14 protein-coding genes, 2 pseudogenes, 1 riboswitch and 1 other annotated feature are annotated in these 16,921 nt (G+C 34.8%); of the genes and pseudogenes, 11 read left to right on the top strand and 5 right to left on the bottom strand.

Annotated features, from left to right (window positions below; all coding sequences use genetic code 11):
- Positions 1 to 83 precede the first annotated feature (83 nt).
- The gene (locus tag KPL75_RS22995; RefSeq protein WP_219917914.1) at positions 84 to 3,290 is read left to right on the top strand and encodes a DEAD/DEAH box helicase; all 3,207 of its coding nucleotides are present in this window, start codon (positions 84 to 86) and stop codon (positions 3,288 to 3,290) included.
- Positions 3,291 to 3,390: 100 nt separating this feature from the next.
- Here the strand turns inward: KPL75_RS22995 and KPL75_RS23000 are convergent, their stop codons facing one another.
- Positions 3,391 to 3,525, bottom strand: a complete 135-nt coding sequence (locus tag KPL75_RS23000; RefSeq protein ID WP_000047588.1) for a DUF3934 domain-containing protein — start codon at positions 3,523 to 3,525, stop codon at positions 3,391 to 3,393.
- 406 nt (positions 3,526 to 3,931) lie between these two features.
- Positions 3,932 to 4,191 (top strand) — a binding site (T-box leader).
- Positions 4,192 to 4,260: 69 nt separating this feature from the next.
- Here KPL75_RS23000 and asnA point away from each other — a divergent pair.
- The 3 genes and pseudogenes from asnA (at position 4,261) to KPL75_RS23015 (ending at position 6,130) form a co-directional block, all read left to right on the top strand.
- A complete protein-coding gene (asnA, locus tag KPL75_RS23005; RefSeq protein ID WP_000284901.1) occupies positions 4,261 to 5,244 on the top strand; it encodes an aspartate--ammonia ligase in 984 nt (327 codons plus the stop codon).
- A 295-nt stretch (positions 5,245 to 5,539) separates the two neighbouring features.
- Positions 5,540 to 5,638: pseudogene (locus KPL75_RS23010) on the top strand (helix-turn-helix domain-containing protein); the annotation flags it as partial.
- A gap of 119 nt (positions 5,639 to 5,757) precedes the next feature.
- Positions 5,758 to 6,130, top strand: a pseudogene (locus tag KPL75_RS23015) (helix-turn-helix domain-containing protein).
- Between the two features lie 375 nt (positions 6,131 to 6,505).
- Here the strand turns inward: KPL75_RS23015 and KPL75_RS23020 are convergent.
- Both KPL75_RS23020 and KPL75_RS23025 read right to left on the bottom strand, forming a co-directional pair.
- A complete protein-coding gene (locus tag KPL75_RS23020; protein ID WP_219917915.1) occupies positions 6,506 to 6,958 on the bottom strand; it encodes a VOC family protein in 453 nt (150 codons plus the stop codon).
- A 280-nt stretch (positions 6,959 to 7,238) separates the two neighbouring features.
- Positions 7,239 to 8,468 (bottom strand): aspartate kinase, encoded by a 1,230-nt coding sequence (locus KPL75_RS23025; RefSeq protein WP_002148936.1) that lies wholly within the window; start codon positions 8,466 to 8,468, stop codon positions 7,239 to 7,241.
- A 202-nt stretch (positions 8,469 to 8,670) separates the two neighbouring features.
- A riboswitch (Lysine riboswitch) is annotated at positions 8,671 to 8,857 on the bottom strand.
- A 192-nt stretch (positions 8,858 to 9,049) separates the two neighbouring features.
- On the opposite strand from KPL75_RS23025, the gene KPL75_RS23030 reads away from it, so the two are divergent.
- From KPL75_RS23030 to KPL75_RS23040, 3 genes are read left to right on the top strand one after another with little or no spacing between them, the layout of a single operon-like run.
- Positions 9,050 to 9,958 (top strand): DoxX-like family protein, encoded by a 909-nt coding sequence (locus tag KPL75_RS23030; protein WP_219917916.1) that lies wholly within the window; start codon positions 9,050 to 9,052, stop codon positions 9,956 to 9,958.
- A gap of 4 nt (positions 9,959 to 9,962) precedes the next feature.
- On the top strand, positions 9,963 to 10,574 hold the full coding sequence (locus tag KPL75_RS23035; RefSeq protein WP_219917917.1) for a DUF4166 domain-containing protein: 612 nt from the start codon (positions 9,963 to 9,965) through the stop codon (positions 10,572 to 10,574).
- A 5-nt stretch (positions 10,575 to 10,579) separates the two neighbouring features.
- Positions 10,580 to 12,205, top strand: coding sequence for a YndJ family protein (locus tag KPL75_RS23040; RefSeq protein WP_219917918.1), 1,626 nt, complete (start codon positions 10,580 to 10,582; stop codon positions 12,203 to 12,205).
- Positions 12,206 to 12,233: 28 nt separating this feature from the next.
- Here the strand turns inward: KPL75_RS23040 and KPL75_RS23045 are convergent, their stop codons facing one another.
- Positions 12,234 to 12,719, bottom strand: a complete 486-nt coding sequence (locus tag KPL75_RS23045; RefSeq protein ID WP_002148930.1) for an 8-oxo-dGTP diphosphatase — start codon at positions 12,717 to 12,719, stop codon at positions 12,234 to 12,236.
- 137 nt (positions 12,720 to 12,856) lie between these two features.
- On the opposite strand from KPL75_RS23045, the gene KPL75_RS23050 reads away from it, so the two are divergent.
- A complete protein-coding gene (locus KPL75_RS23050) occupies positions 12,857 to 14,119 on the top strand; it encodes an MFS transporter (protein WP_219917919.1) in 1,263 nt (420 codons plus the stop codon).
- 29 nt (positions 14,120 to 14,148) lie between these two features.
- The gene (locus tag KPL75_RS23055; RefSeq protein WP_219917920.1) at positions 14,149 to 14,427 is read left to right on the top strand and encodes a hypothetical protein; all 279 of its coding nucleotides are present in this window, start codon (positions 14,149 to 14,151) and stop codon (positions 14,425 to 14,427) included.
- A 19-nt stretch (positions 14,428 to 14,446) separates the two neighbouring features.
- Here the strand turns inward: KPL75_RS23055 and KPL75_RS23060 are convergent, their stop codons facing one another.
- A complete protein-coding gene (locus KPL75_RS23060; RefSeq protein ID WP_219917921.1) occupies positions 14,447 to 14,911 on the bottom strand; it encodes a hypothetical protein in 465 nt (154 codons plus the stop codon).
- 468 nt (positions 14,912 to 15,379) lie between these two features.
- Between KPL75_RS23060 and KPL75_RS23065 the strand changes: the two genes are divergently transcribed.
- Together KPL75_RS23065 and KPL75_RS23070 are read left to right on the top strand one after the other, a co-directional pair.
- Positions 15,380 to 16,192, top strand: a complete 813-nt coding sequence (locus tag KPL75_RS23065; protein ID WP_219917922.1) for a polyphosphate kinase 2 family protein — start codon at positions 15,380 to 15,382, stop codon at positions 16,190 to 16,192.
- A 179-nt stretch (positions 16,193 to 16,371) separates the two neighbouring features.
- Positions 16,372 to 16,911: a PadR family transcriptional regulator gene (locus KPL75_RS23070; RefSeq protein WP_219917923.1), complete on the top strand. Its 540-nt coding sequence runs from the start codon at positions 16,372 to 16,374 to the stop codon at positions 16,909 to 16,911.
- Positions 16,912 to 16,921 lie beyond the last annotated feature (10 nt).

A 16,921-nucleotide genomic window follows, 5' to 3' on the forward strand; every position in this document is an offset into this window, starting at 1 on the left:
AAATCAACATTTTATATTTTCTCGTGGAGCATGTAAAATGTAAGTAAGAGAAAATGGTTTTACATTAAGGAAGTGTCAAAACAATGAGTTTTACATTAAATAAATCAATAATTAAAGAAGTATGCGGAGAGACCTCATATAAAAGAGGCGAAGCTTATTATAAAGCAAATAAAGTAATAGTGAATCGTTATGATGCAAATAAAGAAATTTGCGAGGCGACAGTAAAAGGGAACGAAGATTTTCATGTTACAGTAGAAAAAGCTAAAAAAGGTGATGTTGTTGCGAAATGTAGTTGTCCTTCATTAGCATCTTTTCAAACGTATTGTCAGCATGTTGCGGCAGTACTGATACAAATAAATTATAATCAGCAAACGGGTGGGATGCTCCCCGCTAGTAGTGAAAATATGAGCGGAAATGATCAATTGACAAGCGGGATGTTTCAGTTGTTTGCAGAGAAACCATTAAGACCAAAAAGTAAACAACACCGTTTTGATACACGTGAAATATTAGATGTTGAGTTTATATGTACACCAGTAGCTACGAAAAGTGGTGGGGCACTTCTAGGAATTCAGTTGAAACTTGCCAAAACGTATTTCGTAAATCATATTAGAGAATTTCTTTCTAAAGTGGAGAAAAGAGAGTCTTTTCATTGTTCGAATGAATTTGCATATACACCGGATGTACATAGCTTCAGGCAAGAAACGGATGCGATTATTCAGCAACTAATTAAAATTCATCATAACGAAAAAATGTATGAGGATACGCTGGAAGTACACACAAAACAAGATGATAGTATGATTTTAATACCGCCAGCTTCATGGACGGATATGCTTTCTTTACTTTCTAGAGTAGAGTTAGTGAGACTTAATCAAGGTGGACAATCGTTCCATGGTTTGCATATTTCAAAAGGACTACTTCCTTTGCATTTTGAGTTTAATAAAGGTAGTAACGGTGGATTTACACTTTATATTGAGGGGTTACAACAAGTTGAGGTAATGGATACGTATGGCTATGTTCTATTCGAAGGGAAACTGTACCAGTTAAATGTTGAAGATTGCAAGCGGCTTATTGAATTACAAAAAATGATGAATCGTTCTAGTAGTAATCAATTGTATATTCCGGCGGATAAGATGGAGCATTTTGTAGCAAAGGTTGTTCCAGGTTTAATGAAACTCGGAACTGTACGCATTGATGAAGTAATATCAGATCGTGTTGAAACGCCTTCGCTAAAAGCGAAATTGTATTTAGATCGAGTGAAAAATCGTTTGTTAGCTGGTCTCGAATTCCATTATGGCAACGTCGTGATTAATCCACTAGAAGAAGACGGGCAGCCATCTGTTTTTAATCGTGATGAGAAAAAGGAAAAAGAGATTTTAGACATTATGAGTGAAAGTGCCTTCGCCAAAACAGAAGGCGGTTATTTTATGCATAATGAAGAGGCTGAGTATAACTTTTTATATCACGTAGTTCCAACGTTAAAAGGCTTAGTTGATATTTATGCGACGACAGCAATTAAATTACGTATTCATAAAGGGGATACAGCTCCTCTTATTAGGGTAAGAAGAAAAGAAAGAATAGATTGGTTGTCATTTCGTTTTGATATAAAGGGAATACCGGAAGCGGAAATTAAAGGGGTATTAGTCGCTCTTGAAGAGAAACGTAAATATTACCGATTAGCGAATGGTTCTTTATTATCACTAGAGAGCAAAGAGTTTAATGAAATTAATCAGTTTGTAAAAGAATCGGGTATTCGGAAAGAATTTTTACATGGGGAAGAAGTGAATGTTCCGCTTATTCGGAGTGTGAAATGGATGAACGGACTTAACGAAGGGAATGTTTTAAGTTTAGATGCGTCTGTTCAAGAGTTAGTAGAAAATATTCAAAATCCGAAAAAATTAAAGTTTACTGTGCCAAATACTATAAATGCAGAAATGCGAGATTATCAAGTATATGGATTCGAGTGGATGAAAACACTCGCCTATTACCGTTTTGGAGGCATTTTAGCAGACGATATGGGACTCGGAAAAACATTGCAAAGCATTGCTTTTATAGATTCTGTTTTATCGGAAATTCGAGAGAAGAACATGCCTATATTAGTCGTTTCTCCATCATCTCTCGTCTATAATTGGCTTAGTGAATTGAAAAAGTTCGCCCCTCATATTCGAGCAGTTATTGCAGATGGGAATCAAACTGAACGCCGTAAGATTTTAAAAGATATAACAGAGTTTGATGTCGTAATTACGTCATATCCATTACTAAGAAGAGATATAAGGTTGTATGCAAGGCCGTTTCATACACTATTTCTTGATGAAGCACAAGCTTTTAAAAACCCTACAACGCAAACTGCAAGAGCGGTGAAAACGATTCAAGCTGAGTATCGTTTCGGATTAACGGGAACACCTGTAGAAAATTCGTTAGAAGAGTTATGGTCTATCTTCCATGTCGTCTTCCCAGAATTATTACCAGGAAGAAAAGAGTTCGGTGATTTAAGACGGGAAGATATAGCGAAGCGAGTTAAACCATTCGTATTAAGACGATTAAAAGAGGACGTATTAAATGAATTGCCAGATAAAATAGAGCATTTACAGTCATCGGAGTTGTTACCGGATCAAAAGAAATTGTATGCAGCTTATTTAGCTAAATTAAGGGAAGAAACGTTAAAACATTTAGATAAAGATACGTTACGTAAAAATAAAATTAGAATTTTAGCTGGTTTAACGAGATTACGACAAATTTGTAATCATCCTGCTTTATTCGTTGATGATTACAAAGGCAGTTCAGCAAAGTTTGAACAACTGTTAGAGATTTTAGAAGAATGTAGAAGTACAGGGAAGAGAATTTTAATCTTTTCTCAATTTACAAAGATGCTTTCCATTATTGGTCGTGAATTAAATCGTCAAGCCATTCCATACTTTTATTTAGACGGGAGTACACCTTCGCAAGAACGCGTGGAGCTATGCAATCGGTTTAACGAGGGAGAAGGGGATTTATTCCTGATTTCTTTAAAGGCTGGTGGTACAGGGCTAAATTTAACAGGTGCAGATACAGTTATATTGTACGACTTATGGTGGAATCCAGCTGTTGAACAACAAGCAGCGGATAGAGCGTATCGAATGGGACAAAAAAATACAGTGCAAGTGATTAAGTTAGTAGCACATGGAACAATTGAAGAAAAAATGCATGAACTACAAGAAACTAAGAAAAATTTAATTGCTGAAGTAATTGAGCCAGGAAAAGAGAAATTATCTTCTATTACGGAGGAAGAAATACGAGATATTCTAATGATTTAATATGAAAAAGCTATGCTTTCAAATTTATGAGAGCATAGCTTTTCGTGGTAATAATAATATTTTGTTTTGAACAAAGTAAAGAAATAAGACACTATTTATTTTACTTCTTTGTACCTTTACTTTTGTATGGCTTTGCAGCTGCCTTTTTCTTTGCACTTGATTGCCAACGATTCCATCCTTTACTTCCTGTACCTTGTCCTACACCTTTTTTCGGTTTTGCTTTCGTTTTGCTCATATAATCACTCCGTTATATAAAAATCTTATTTAATAATAGTCAATGAATTAGAAAATACTCTTGATAAATGACTATGTTTGCTCTAAGTAAAAACAAACTGCTTGAATGCTATAGTATATCATGAATTTGCAAGTAAACTGAAAGGAATTACAAAGAAAATGAAAATAATAAGAAATACTGCGGATTCTATATTTCGAACGATTACACTAATTGTTGTGTATATGTTAGTTTCAATTAGTGAAATGTTTTTTGGATTGAAGAGGCAAAGGAAATAAAAATGTTATATTAAGAACAGTCGGTAAAGGCGAAAAATAAAGAATTGAAAAATATTTTAAAACTTTTTGTTGACTTTATCTATTTTTTGTATAGAATAATCATTAATAAAATGTTTCAGAGATGTGACAATAAAACGACTATGAAAGGACGAGTAGTAGTAGGATGTAGTTTAAGCGAGTCAGGGGCGGTGTGAGCCTGATACGAAGCCTATTATGAAGAACCTCCTGGAGTCGCTAACCGAAATCCTTTATAGGAAAGTAGACTTAGCCGGGAACTTCGCCGTTACAAGAAGAACAGTATCGAGATTTTTTAATCTCCGTACTGTATAAGTGAGCAACCTCTGTTGCTAATTTGGGTGGTACCGCGGAACCAAAGTCTTTCGTCCCAGTTTTTGGGAAAGAAGGGCTTTTTTTGTTGGCTTTTTTCCACAACATCCAAACATTTTAGGAGGAAACCACCATGTATCAATCATTAATGACAGTAAGAGAGACTCAAATCGCAATTAAGGAAGTTAAAACATTTTTCGAGGATCAATTAGCAAAACGCCTTGAACTATTCCGCGTATCTGCACCACTATTCGTAACGAAAAAATCAGGATTAAACGATCACTTAAACGGTGTAGAACGTCCGATTGAATTTGATATGTTACATTCAGGAGAAGAATTAGAAATTGTTCATTCACTAGCGAAGTGGAAACGATTTGCACTACATGAATATGGATATGAAGCTGGTGAAGGTTTATATACAAACATGAACGCGATTCGTCGTGATGAAGAACTTGATGCAACACATTCCATTTACGTTGACCAATGGGATTGGGAAAAAATCGTTCAAAAAGAATGGCGTACTGTAGATTACTTACAAGAAACAGTACGAACAATTTATGGAATATTCAAAGATTTAGAAGATCACTTATTTGAAAAATATCCGTTCCTTGGAAAGTATTTACCAGAAGAGGTTGTTTTCATTACTTCCCAAGAGCTAGAAGACAAATATCCAGAGTTAACACCGAAAGATCGTGAACACGCAATTGCGAAAGAACATGGTGCAGTCTTTATTATTGGAATTGGTGATGCACTTCGTTCAGGTGAAAAGCACGATGGACGTGCAGCTGATTACGACGATTGGAAATTAAACGGTGACATTTTATTCTGGCACCCAGTATTACAAGCTTCATTCGAATTATCATCAATGGGAATTCGTGTTGACAGTAAATCACTTGACGAACAGTTAACGAAAACTGGTGACGATTTCAAACGTGAATATGATTTCCATAAAGGAATTTTAGAAGACGTACTACCATTAACAATTGGCGGTGGTATCGGACAATCAAGAATGTGCATGTACTTCTTACGTAAAGCACATATCGGTGAAGTTCAATCTTCTGTATGGCCTGACGATTTACGTGAAGCCTGTAAGAAAGAAAACATTCATCTGTTTTAATATAAAGTGAAACTTTAATCAGTGGGGGTTGTTCATCCCCCACTGATTATTAGCCTTCACCAATCGGGCTTTTACGGGCAGTTGATCTCTCACCTAACTTCTTTGCTTTACAGCCGAATTTTGAGGTGGGAGTCTTACGCCCGTTAATGCGGGAGAAATATGAGGGAGAGTAGCTCAGGAATAGAGCTATCCTCCTTTTTTGTTGTGTAAACGAGTGGTTTACAGTGAGCTTTACTAATGGTTTCTTTCTTTTTTATATCCTTTTATGTAATAATTTGTTAAAGGAGGGGACGTTATGAGTTTAGGAGAACAACTTAAAAGATTACGAGAGTCAAAAAGGTTTTCGCAGGAAGGTGTCGCTAAAAAGATTGGTTTGACAAGGCAAGCGGTGTATAAAGTGAAACTTTAATCAGTGGAGCGATTTATCCCACTGATTATTAGTTGAACCAATCGGGCTTTTATAGGCAGTTAATCCCATCTGGCTTCCTTGATGTATTTAAAAGCTACGATGGGATTAACTGCCTGTTAAAGCGGGGTAAATGGGAAAAGGATAAAAGCTGTCCGGACATTGAAAATTTGATTTTGTTGAGTGAAATGTATAATGTTACGCTCGATGAATTAATAAAAGGGAATCAAGATTCAAAAAAGAAAATACATATTGATGAAGAAGATGAGGATTTTGAGAAAGAGAATGAATTTGGTTTTTATATGGGGTTTGGATTGCTAATTATGAGTGCTTTCATTGATTATGAAAGAATGCAGGTTGTTGTATTAGGAGTTGCATTATTCATGATGGTTTTTTACTCGGATGTGAAGAAAGTTATTTTGAATGAATATAGATCGTTTTTTCAAGGGAAAGAGCGATAAGATATGTAATAAAAAGTGAGAAGAGTCTGTTATATTTCCTAGGAAAGGATATGACGAGTAGTTTTATTGTTTTATGATAATTTTTGGATATCGATAATATGTTAAAAAGCTGTTTGTGTAGAGTCTTGAAATCTATGTGTAAAATGATAATAAAGTTATCTAATTTTAAAAGTTAAAACAAGCATAACCCCGTTCTAAAGTTAGGACGGGGTTAAAAATATAGTTGTCTAATTTTTAAAGTAAGATATTTCACTGCACTAAAAAATATAATAATAAAGTCGCTTAAAATTCTTATTCAACAATATCGCCCTTTTATTGAGTAAGAATTTTCTTCAAATATTTTCACTTCAGTAATGTATATTTCAGTAAAGGCTTTTTATACAACGTCACTTACTTATTTGTTACCGAGTTGTTCCGCCAAACCGATTAGAAGTCCTTCGATTCCACGAATGTAGCAGAGTCGATACGAGTCCTCGTACTGAACTACTTCGCCAACGAGCTCTGCACCATGCTTAGTAAGTCTGGATACCATTTCGTCAATGTCTTCAACGGTGAACATGACGCGTAGATAACCGAGGGCGTTTACAGGAGTTGTCCGATGATCTGCTATAGTAGGTGGGGTAAGAAATCGGGAAAGTTCAATTCGGCTGTGGCCATCTGGCGTAACCATCATAGCAATCTCCACGCGCTGAGTACCCAATCCGGTTACACGACCAGCCCATTCACCTTCGACAGTGGCTCGCCCTTCGAGGTTCAAGCCAATCTCCTCGAAGAAAGAGATTGCGTCATCAAGGGATTCTACAACGATGCTGACATTGTCCATTCTTAGTAATTTGTTTTTTGTCATAGTCTTTATCTCCTTATGTGTAAAAATTTATCCCGCTATTTGCGGGCAATAAGACCCCCACCTCAAAATTCGGCGAATGCGAGGAAGTTAGGTGGGAGATAACTACCCGATTGTTGAATAGAATGATCTGCTTCTATTTTTTAACAATTTTATTATTTTTCAAACGACTTTATTTTAAACTAAATAACCTTTTTCTCACTTTCCACTATGCAAACAGCTTTCTATTTATATAGGAAGGAAATAGATTAATATAATTTGTTGTAAGTTTTACTGGCGGAAATTAAATCATTTGCACTAAAGGCTCAATTTTCGCCATAAATGATTGATGGAGTGCTTCAACGCCATCTACTAAGTGAATACGGTCAATGACAACTGATACTTTAATTTCAGATGTACTTACCATTTTAATATGAATACCGCCTTCTTTTAAAGTAGTGAACATATTCGCAGCAACTCCTGGGTTAGATACCATACCAGATCCTACAATTGATACTTTCGCTAAATGATTTTCATGTTCTACAGATTCATAGTGAAGTGCCTCTTGATTTTGTTCTAACACTTCTAATGTTTCTCTTAAATCATTAGAATGAATCGAGAAGGAGAGGTGAACAGTTCCTTCATTTGTAATACTTTGAATAATAATATCTACATTAATATGTGCCGCTGCTAATGTAGAGAAAACTGTTGAAAGTGCACCTTGTTCTAATCCTTTAATTGTGACGCGTGTAATATTATCCTCAAATGCGATACCTTTAACGATTGATTGTTGTTCCATGTTACATTCTCCCCTTACAATTGTTCCGTTTTCTTGTTCCATACTTGATCGTACTTCTAAAACGACATTATGATTTTTAGCAAATTCAACAGCACGTGGGTGTAATACGCCAGCACCGAGATTTGCAAGCTCTAACATTTCGTCATAAGAAATTTCATCTAATTTATAAGCAGTTTTTACAACTCGTGGATCAGTCGTATATACGCCTGACACATCCGTATAAATATCACATTTTTTTGCTTTTAGTGCCGCAGCTAATGCGACAGCAGTCGTATCGGAGCCACCGCGGCCAAGTGTTGTAATTTCATTTTCTTCACTTACTCCTTGGAAACCAGCTACTATAACAATCGTGCCTTCAGTAAGGTGAGACTGAATACGACCAGTATTAATGTCAGTAATCCGTGCACTACTATGTACAGATTCTGTCGTAATACCAGCTTGCCATCCTGTTAATGAAATTGCGTTATAACCTTTTGTTTGTAGTGCCATTGTTAATAATGAAATGGTTACTTGTTCTCCTGTAGATAGGAGCATATCCATTTCACGTTTACTTGGATTTTCCGCAATAGCGTTAGCAAGTACTACAAGTTTATCCGTACTTTTTCCCATTGCTGAAACGACAGAGACAATACTATGCCCTCGTTCATATTCTTCAATAATTAAATTTGCTACATGTTGAATGCGTTCGACGCTTCCGACAGAAGTACCGCCAAATTTTTGTACAATCGTTTCCATTACGAATTCCTTCTTTCGTCCATTTTTAAGAATAGGTTAGGACATATACAAATCCCAATATTCCTGTAGTTACCAGAGAGAAAAGCAAAAAACACCATCTCAAATAAGTGAGGATGGTGCTGTTACAGGAAAAGGGAAACAGAAAACGGAGCTAATAAAAAAACCGCCAAAAAAGGAATATCATAAAAAATGATATCTCTTTTTTGTAGATAGCTCTTCATACGTACACGTCTGTACATATGACAGTTCTGTTTCTATTCGAAAACAGCCCCAATTGATAAATGCAGAGAAATTTATCAATTTCGGCAACACTTCCTTTCCTCTAAATTCATAGACATCTCTGTGTCTCCTTTAGAATACTTATAAGCGTTGCAACCTCTATCTCACGTTTTAGGCGAGAGTGTTTGATTTATGAAGTTGTTGGTAACATTTGTTTTATAATAATTTAAATTTTTCAGGGAATCAAGTGTTTTATATATATTTTTAAAATTCTATCTTTTATTCAGATTAGTTTGTGAAAAATGTAGCAAAATCAATTCATTGCATGTACATTAAAAATATAGAGTATAGGAGGTGGAAGGATGGGGAAGATACAGCCTATTTATGTAGCAACAAAAATGAACACAACAATGGAGAAACTATGGGCATATACACAAGAGCCTGATATACATACAGAGTGGGATGCCCGTTTTACGGAAATCTCGTATTTGGAGAAAAGAGAAGGAGAACCACAGAAGTTTTTATATAAAACAAAGATTGGATTTGGACTTGAAATAGCCGGAGAAGGGGAATCGATTGGTGAAATAAGAAAAGACACTGGGGAACGCATTTCGTCTTTGAAATTTTGGACAGACAATAAGCTATCACTTATACAAATAGGACGAGGTTATTGGAAGTATACACCGAATGGAGAACATATTCATTTTGAAACGCAATATGATTATGATACAAGGTTTGGTCATATAGGGAATGTGATAGATTCATATGTTTTTCGCCCTTTATTAGGTTGGGCGACAGCATGGAGTTTTGATGCTTTAAAATTATGGTTAGAAAAGGGACTTCATCCTAAGTTGCTAATTAGAAGAACGATGACGTATTGGCTCGTTTGCTTTTTAGTTGCTTTCGTATGGTTATATCAAGGGATTGTACCGAAATTGATGTTTACTCATTCAGAAGAAGTAAAGATGCTTTCTGCGCTAATCGGATCGAATGATAGTAGTATTTTTATACTTAAAATAGTTGGATTTTTAGAAATAATATGGGGTGTTATGTGGCTATTGCCATTTCAAAAACGAAAGTTGTTTATATTGCATATTGTTATGTTAATAGGCTTAACTATAGTGGCAGGAGTTACGAATATCACAAGTTTTACAGAGCCGTTTAATCCGATTACATTAAATTTTCTTCTAATAGGGTTATCGATGGCTGGTTATATGAATAGCACTAATTTGCCAAGCGCAAAAAATTGCAAGAGGAAGAGAAAGGGATAAATGTATGGTTAATATTTATGAAAGATTATTCGGAGATACCTATAAAAATCTTCATCCAAAATTACAGAAGCGGTATGCAATTACAGAAGAGAATAGTTTTACAGGAGAAGGGGAAATGGATGAAATTTACGGTGGCTCTTTTTTCGTTAAATTGATTTTGAAAATTGCATCGAAGTTTCGTATGTTTTTCTCTGAGCGAGGAAAGAAAGTACCATTTACGATACATAATACCGCTGAGCGAGATGAACATGGAAATGAGTTTGTACGGTGGAATCGTACTTTTTATTTTCATAATAAGACAAGGTATTTTAACGCCGTTATGCAGTTGGATGAAGAGAATAATGAAATTGTAGATTATTTTGGCGAACCGCATATACTCGTTTCTACGTTGAATTTTTATATTGATGAGGCGGGGGCAATGTATATTTCTTCAAAGAAACAATGGTTTTATATGTTTGGAAGAAAAATACCGTTACCGAAATTTTTATACGGAGAGGCAAAAATTGTAGAAAGTTATGATGAAACACTGCAATGTTTTCGAATTCATGTACAAGTACGGAATCCGTTAATTGGTTCACTATTTTCATATAAGGGAACATTTGTGGAAAGGAAATAAACGATATGAAAAATATAATATTTGGGCTTGCTTGTTATATTATTTTTTTAATATGTGAGTGGTCGAATGTAAATCCTGTTGAAGCAATTATTTTATTATCTATTTTGTTATTTATACCGATGTCATTTTGTATTATTGACAAAAAAAGGCGGAATGGATCGTATTTATTATTTTATAAATTTGTATCATTTTTATATCCAATAGCAGCAGTTAGTGCGATGCTAGCTTTCGTAACAAATCATTTCGTTGTTGCTCTTCTTTGGTTTATGTATACAGGGGTTCTTGCATTATTTGGTGTAAGTAGATTGCTAGAAAGAGGATGGAAGCCTCTAGAAGAAACAGCTATAGATAGTGCGTTTATTTATTTGTTTCTAGGTGGTTTTTGGTTCTTTGCTTCTGTAGCAAAACTTTCAATTATGCACTTTAGTTCTGACATTGTTTTACTCACAGCTGCACACTTTCATTACTCGGCATTTCTATTGCCGCTATCAGCGGGTTTACTTGGAAGAAAAAAAGAACGGGGAAGTAAGTTATATGACGCTATTATGTTTATCATCGTCATTTCTCCAATGACAGTTGCAATAGGAATTACGTATTCGAGGTTGTTTGAATTTTTTGCAGTGTTCATATATTTATGTGCCATATACGGATATGGAGTTTACGTGTGGAGAACGAAATTTAATGCTATAAGTGCAAAGATTCTCCTTACTCTTTCATCCAGTACACTTATGGTAACAATAATGTTTTCACTCATATATTCATACGGAAATTTCAAACAAGTAATGACGATTACAATTGCACAAATGATTTGGATTCACGGTGTTGTAAATGGAATTGGAGTAGCGTTACCAGCATTTGTTGGCTGGATGATTGAAAAGAGTACTCCGAATTATAAATATTACGGGAAACCAATGAGCAGGTTAAGAGGAAATGCGACAGTTGGTGAAGCATTTTTACATAACAGAAATTTAATAGATAGCAAGGAATACAAAGGTTTAGTTGATAAAATGAATGATTTTCATAGTGAGGCATTTGACATGGCGAAGATTCCTTTAAGTATTATTCGTTTTTATGAAAATACAAAAGAGTATCAGTTACAATCGCATATTAAATGGACTCGTTGGTTCCGCCCGGTTGCACTTTGTTATGAGAAAATGAGTAAGCGTGTAGGACAAATATATTTAGGAATGGGCGGCAAGTGGGAAACGATGCATGGCTCTATCATTGGGATAATAGATGAGAGGGATGGAAGAGAGAATGTAAGGGCTTGGCTAAGAAAAAATGAAGCAGGAGAATCTATTTTTGTAGCTCTTTACGCAAAACATACACATAAGAATGAGACATATATGAATATCGGATTACCTTTACCATATTCGAATATGACGGGAGTTTTGAAATTATGTAATAAGAGTAATGATTTAATCATTACTAGTAAGCTGAGAAGAAATGGTAAGGGAGATGAGGGGATTTATTTACATACTCGTTTCTTTACAATACGTTTACCATTAGCAGAGACTTTTATTATTAAAGAGAGCAAGGATCAAATATTAGAAGCTAACCATAGAATGTGGATATTCGGAGTTAAGTTTTTAGAAATTGATTATGAGATTAAGAAAATAGAGGGAAAGTAAGAAAAGCTTGGAGAGATTCCAAGCTTTTTTACGTATGGGTAATTGTCATAGCAACTTGTTTATCCAAGTCTCGGTCCCAAACACGTTGAATTTCAAACGTACCTTTTTCAAAAAATAATGGGAATCTCTCTTTAAACCAATCTTGCATAGGAAGATTTAGTGCTTCATCAATTGGTACCCATAATAATTCGCCTTCAGGAGGATTCAAAAGGAGTTCACCTTCAAATGAATCTGTCCAATAGTTAAATACCATATATCGAACATTTTCTTTCGGATTTACGTATTCGTCTAACCCCTTGAAAATTAAATTAGAAACGTGGAGTCCGGTCTCCTCTTTCGATTCTCGTATAGCAGCTTGTAATATGCTTTCTGGGAAGTCTACTTTTCCACCAGGAGCTATGTAGCCAGGAAAACCTCGATGGTCGGGGCGTTTTATAAGTAAAGCATCATTATTTCGCTGGATCATACACATTGTATAGATGCGGTGCTCGATGTTATGAGAATTTTGAGGCATAATAATGTATTCTCCTTTATCTTTTCTTGATAATTTTACCATAACATAATAGTTTCTTATATAATTAAAAATGGAATGTTATTAATTTTCGGTTATTTGTTATAAAGTCTATAATCATTTGAAAAGAGGAGAGAGATATGCAAGGAGAAATACCAACAGAGAAAAATTTAGGCTATGTCGGTAAATTGTTATTGCCAGTTAAAGTGTCACCACACTTTAAGTTTTTATGGATTGGGCAACTACTTTCGACTTTAGGTAGTTCGATAACGATGGTTATTCTGCCAGTCGTTGTGTATTCATTAACTGGTTCAACAGTTGTAATGGGTATGACTATGGCAATGTACATGCTTCCTAATATTCTGGCGTTACCGTTTGCTGGATTAGTCGTGGATCGGATTGACCGGGTGAAATTAATGTTATTTACAGATATAATCCGCTGCATATTAATGCTATTACTTGCAACACTTATATTTATGGACGTTTTAACGATTCCACTTTTATATGTACTTGTTGCATTATATGGACTTATGGAAGGTATATTTCAGCCGGCATATTCAGCTGTAAGAGCGAAAGTATTTGTACCGGAAATTCGAAATGCAGCTAACGCATTAACGCAAATGAGTAATCAGGGTATACGATTAATTGGACCGGCTCTTGGAGGGTTGATTGTTTCAGTTACATCCGCCGGAATTGGGTTTGGATTGGATGCAGTAACGTACTTGCTATCATTTGTATGTTTATTATTTTTAAAAGAAATAAAGTTCAATAAAGTACAGAAATTTGAAAGAAATAAAGTCAATTACAAACAAGATTTTATGGAAGGGATTCTTGTTCTAAAAAGCCATCCGTGGTTGTGGATTACTATTCTAGTCTTTTCTTTCGTTAATATTTGTTATGCAGGCATTATCGTTGTATTAATTCCATGGTTGTTTAATGTTCATCATCATTTTGAAGCTTACGTGTATGGATTGGGTATGGCTTCTTCTGGTGCTGGAGCTGTAATCGCAGCACTAATTTTTGGTGGGAGGCAGCAGTGGCATAAGAGAGGATTACTTGCATATGGTGGTGTTTTAATAAGTGGAATGGCACTATTAATTATGCCTTTCGTTTCTTGGGCACCTGCTTTAATTGGATTAATGGCAATTGAAGGATTCGGTATAATGATATTTGGGCTCATTTGGGAAACAAGTTTACAAGAGCTTGTACCAGAAGAAGCATTTGGAAGAGTGGCAAGCCTTGATATGTTAGGTTCATTTGCTTTATTACCATTAGGATATGTGGTTGTGGGCTGGTTAGCTACTGTAATAGGTGGAAAGATAACAATTATAATGCTAGCTATTTTAGTAATCATAACAATTGGAATAGCATTGTCTGTACCGAGTATTCGGCGGTTCGATTGATTATGTAGGCTAAAAAGGGGATATGGTATATGACTATAGAAAACCTAAACGATTTAGTAGTAGCAGAGTTGGGATGTAAATACGTTTTGGAAGAAAAGGTATTTGAAGCAAAGAATTTTACGGTGTATATTGCGACTTCTATAGAAAATAAAATGACATATAATCGATTCATCTTAATTAAGCATTTGTCTAATGAAGTGCCTTCCGTACATGTTTGGGATAAAAAAAATTGTGTAGATGATACAAAAATAGATATTGCAAAAGAAGTGACAGAAGCAATTCAATCGGGTTTTGTAAATAAAGAGTAAGCCCTAATCAAATTAGGATTTACTCTTCATTAAACACAAATGTTTGCTTCATTTTTTTACTCTCATTTACAGGATGACCGTTGTAAGAGAAATTCTTTTCTTCCCAAGTAATGACGACTTTAAAATTATGGCTATTAAAGTCTAATGGGAATACCATGTAGTCAAAGCTTGTATGATTTTTTGAAACATTGTTATTTGATGTAGTAGGATTAAAGGTAGCTTTAGATGTAGGGTTATTATCAAGTATTTCCACGGATACATTTGATACATCATTACCAATATTTTTTAAGAGTAAACTATACGTATCATATACACCTTGTTTTGGCTGCACCGCTTGCTTGTTTGAGTTATGAGATTTGTCAATTTCGATATACCACTGTTTAGACTTTGACGCAATTGGTAGTGATTGAAATGTGTATGCATTAGCTTGTATTGGTAGTGCTAAACATATAAGCGTAAAGAGCGTTATTATTTTTCGTTTCATTTTGAAAAACCCCCATTCTTTAACAAAGTTATTTGTTATTATTCGCTCTGCTCGAGAAAATATACCATATAATGTAAATGGGTAGGGGGAATGAGTCTCGGCTTAGGAATCATTATAGTATTCGTTACGGTTATACTTGGCACGTCTGCTTAATAGCTGGTATTCCGCCGGTAATTAGTTTGTAGTATAAAGTTGGATGTGTCAAAGGATAAATGCTATTAAAGTGAGGGTAAGTAGTATATTAAGGGGAATTAGATAAGGAAGCTGTGTAGAGATTTTTCTACACAGCATTTTTTATGTCTAGCGTTCAATTACATATGTTTGTTGGTACGTATATCGCGCCTTTGTATCAATTTATTAAACTAAAGATGTAGAGTCTTACGTATGAATCAAAAGAATATTAATAAAAAAAAATTACCAATGAATATGTTAAAATAACATTGTCATATAACAAGGGGGATTTGTTTGATGGAAAAAGAGCATCTTGCTAAAGTAGATTTAACGAAAAGAATTGATTCGAAATCTAAGTACAATAAGAAACTCGAAAAATATCAAATGCGTTTATTAGCACTACAGCAAATTTTAAAAGAAGAGAAAATAGCCGTTATGCTCGTTATGGAAGGTTGGGATGCGGCAGGTAAAGGCGGAGCGATTAAGCGAGTGACTGAACATCTTGATCCACGCGGATTCCAAGTAAATCCAATCGGAGCGCCTGCTCCCCATGAAAAACGGTATCATTATTTGCAACGTTTTTGGCGGAAAATTCCTCAATATGGGCAAATTACTATATTTGATCGTTCGTGGTATGGGCGTGTATTAGTTGAGCGTGTTGAAGGATTCGCCACAAAGGATGAGTGGACGAGAGCATATGATGAAATCAATGATTTTGAGAAACTATTAACAGATGATCATTACATAATAGGAAAGTTTTTCTATCACATTAGTAAAGACGAACAGTTAAAGCGATTTAAAGAAAGAGAGAACAACCCTCTTAAAAAATGGAAAATTACAGATGAAGACTGGCGAAATCGTGAAAAATGGGATGAGTATGTAGAAGCAATGGAAGACATGTTTGAAGAAACAGATAAGCCGAATGCTAAATGGAATATTATTGCGAGCAATGATAAATTATACGCTCGTTTGAAAACATTGAAAGTAATTATTTCGTTAATTGAGGATTATTTCTTAGAGCATGGTATAGAATTACCTTCTTATTATTATGAAATAAAAGAGGGAAAGAAAAAGGAAACTGAATCTATGCAAGATGTAGGGGGTAAATAGTAAAAAGGTTTGTATAGGAAATATGAAGAGAAGCTGTCCTGTAATTTGGCAAAACCAAATTACAGGATAGCTTTTTTAGTTAGAAACATTTTACAATTTACAGAATAAGGTATATAATCAATAATCATATTAACGATGTTAATATGATTATTGATTATATACCTTGTGGGGGTCTTATTTTGAAGGGAAGAGATGTTGTTTTAGGCTTATTAATGGAAAAAGAATTGTCTGGTTATGATATTAAAATTGTGTTTGAAGATGTATTTACTCATTTTTTTGATGGAAGCTTTGGAATGATTTACCCAACTTTAAGACAATTAGAAAAAGAGGGGAAAATAAAAAAAGAGGTTGTTATGCAAGAAGGGAAACCGAATAAGAAAATGTACTTTATTACAGATGAAGGGCGTGAAGAGTTTTATCAATACATGCAAACGGATGTAGAGAAAGACGTTTTACGTTCAGATTTTTTAATGAGGATGTATTTTGGCAATTATAGTGATGATAAGGCGATAAAAAAATGGATTGAAGACGAAATTGAAAGGAAAGAAGCGTACATTGCAGATCTTCGTTTGAAATATGAACAATGGAGAGAAGGTATTACTTTCGTTGAAGAAATTTCGCTCGATGTAGGTATTGCATCATATAGTGCACAAGTAGAGACGTTGAAGAGGAAGTTACAGCAATTAGAAGTGAAAGAAAGCAATAAAACAAAAGAATAGAAACTGCGTT

Origin of the sequence: Bacillus sp. NP247, assembly GCF_018966865.1 — a bacterium.
In the GTDB taxonomy this organism is placed as follows: domain Bacteria; phylum Bacillota; class Bacilli; order Bacillales; family Bacillaceae_G; genus Bacillus_A.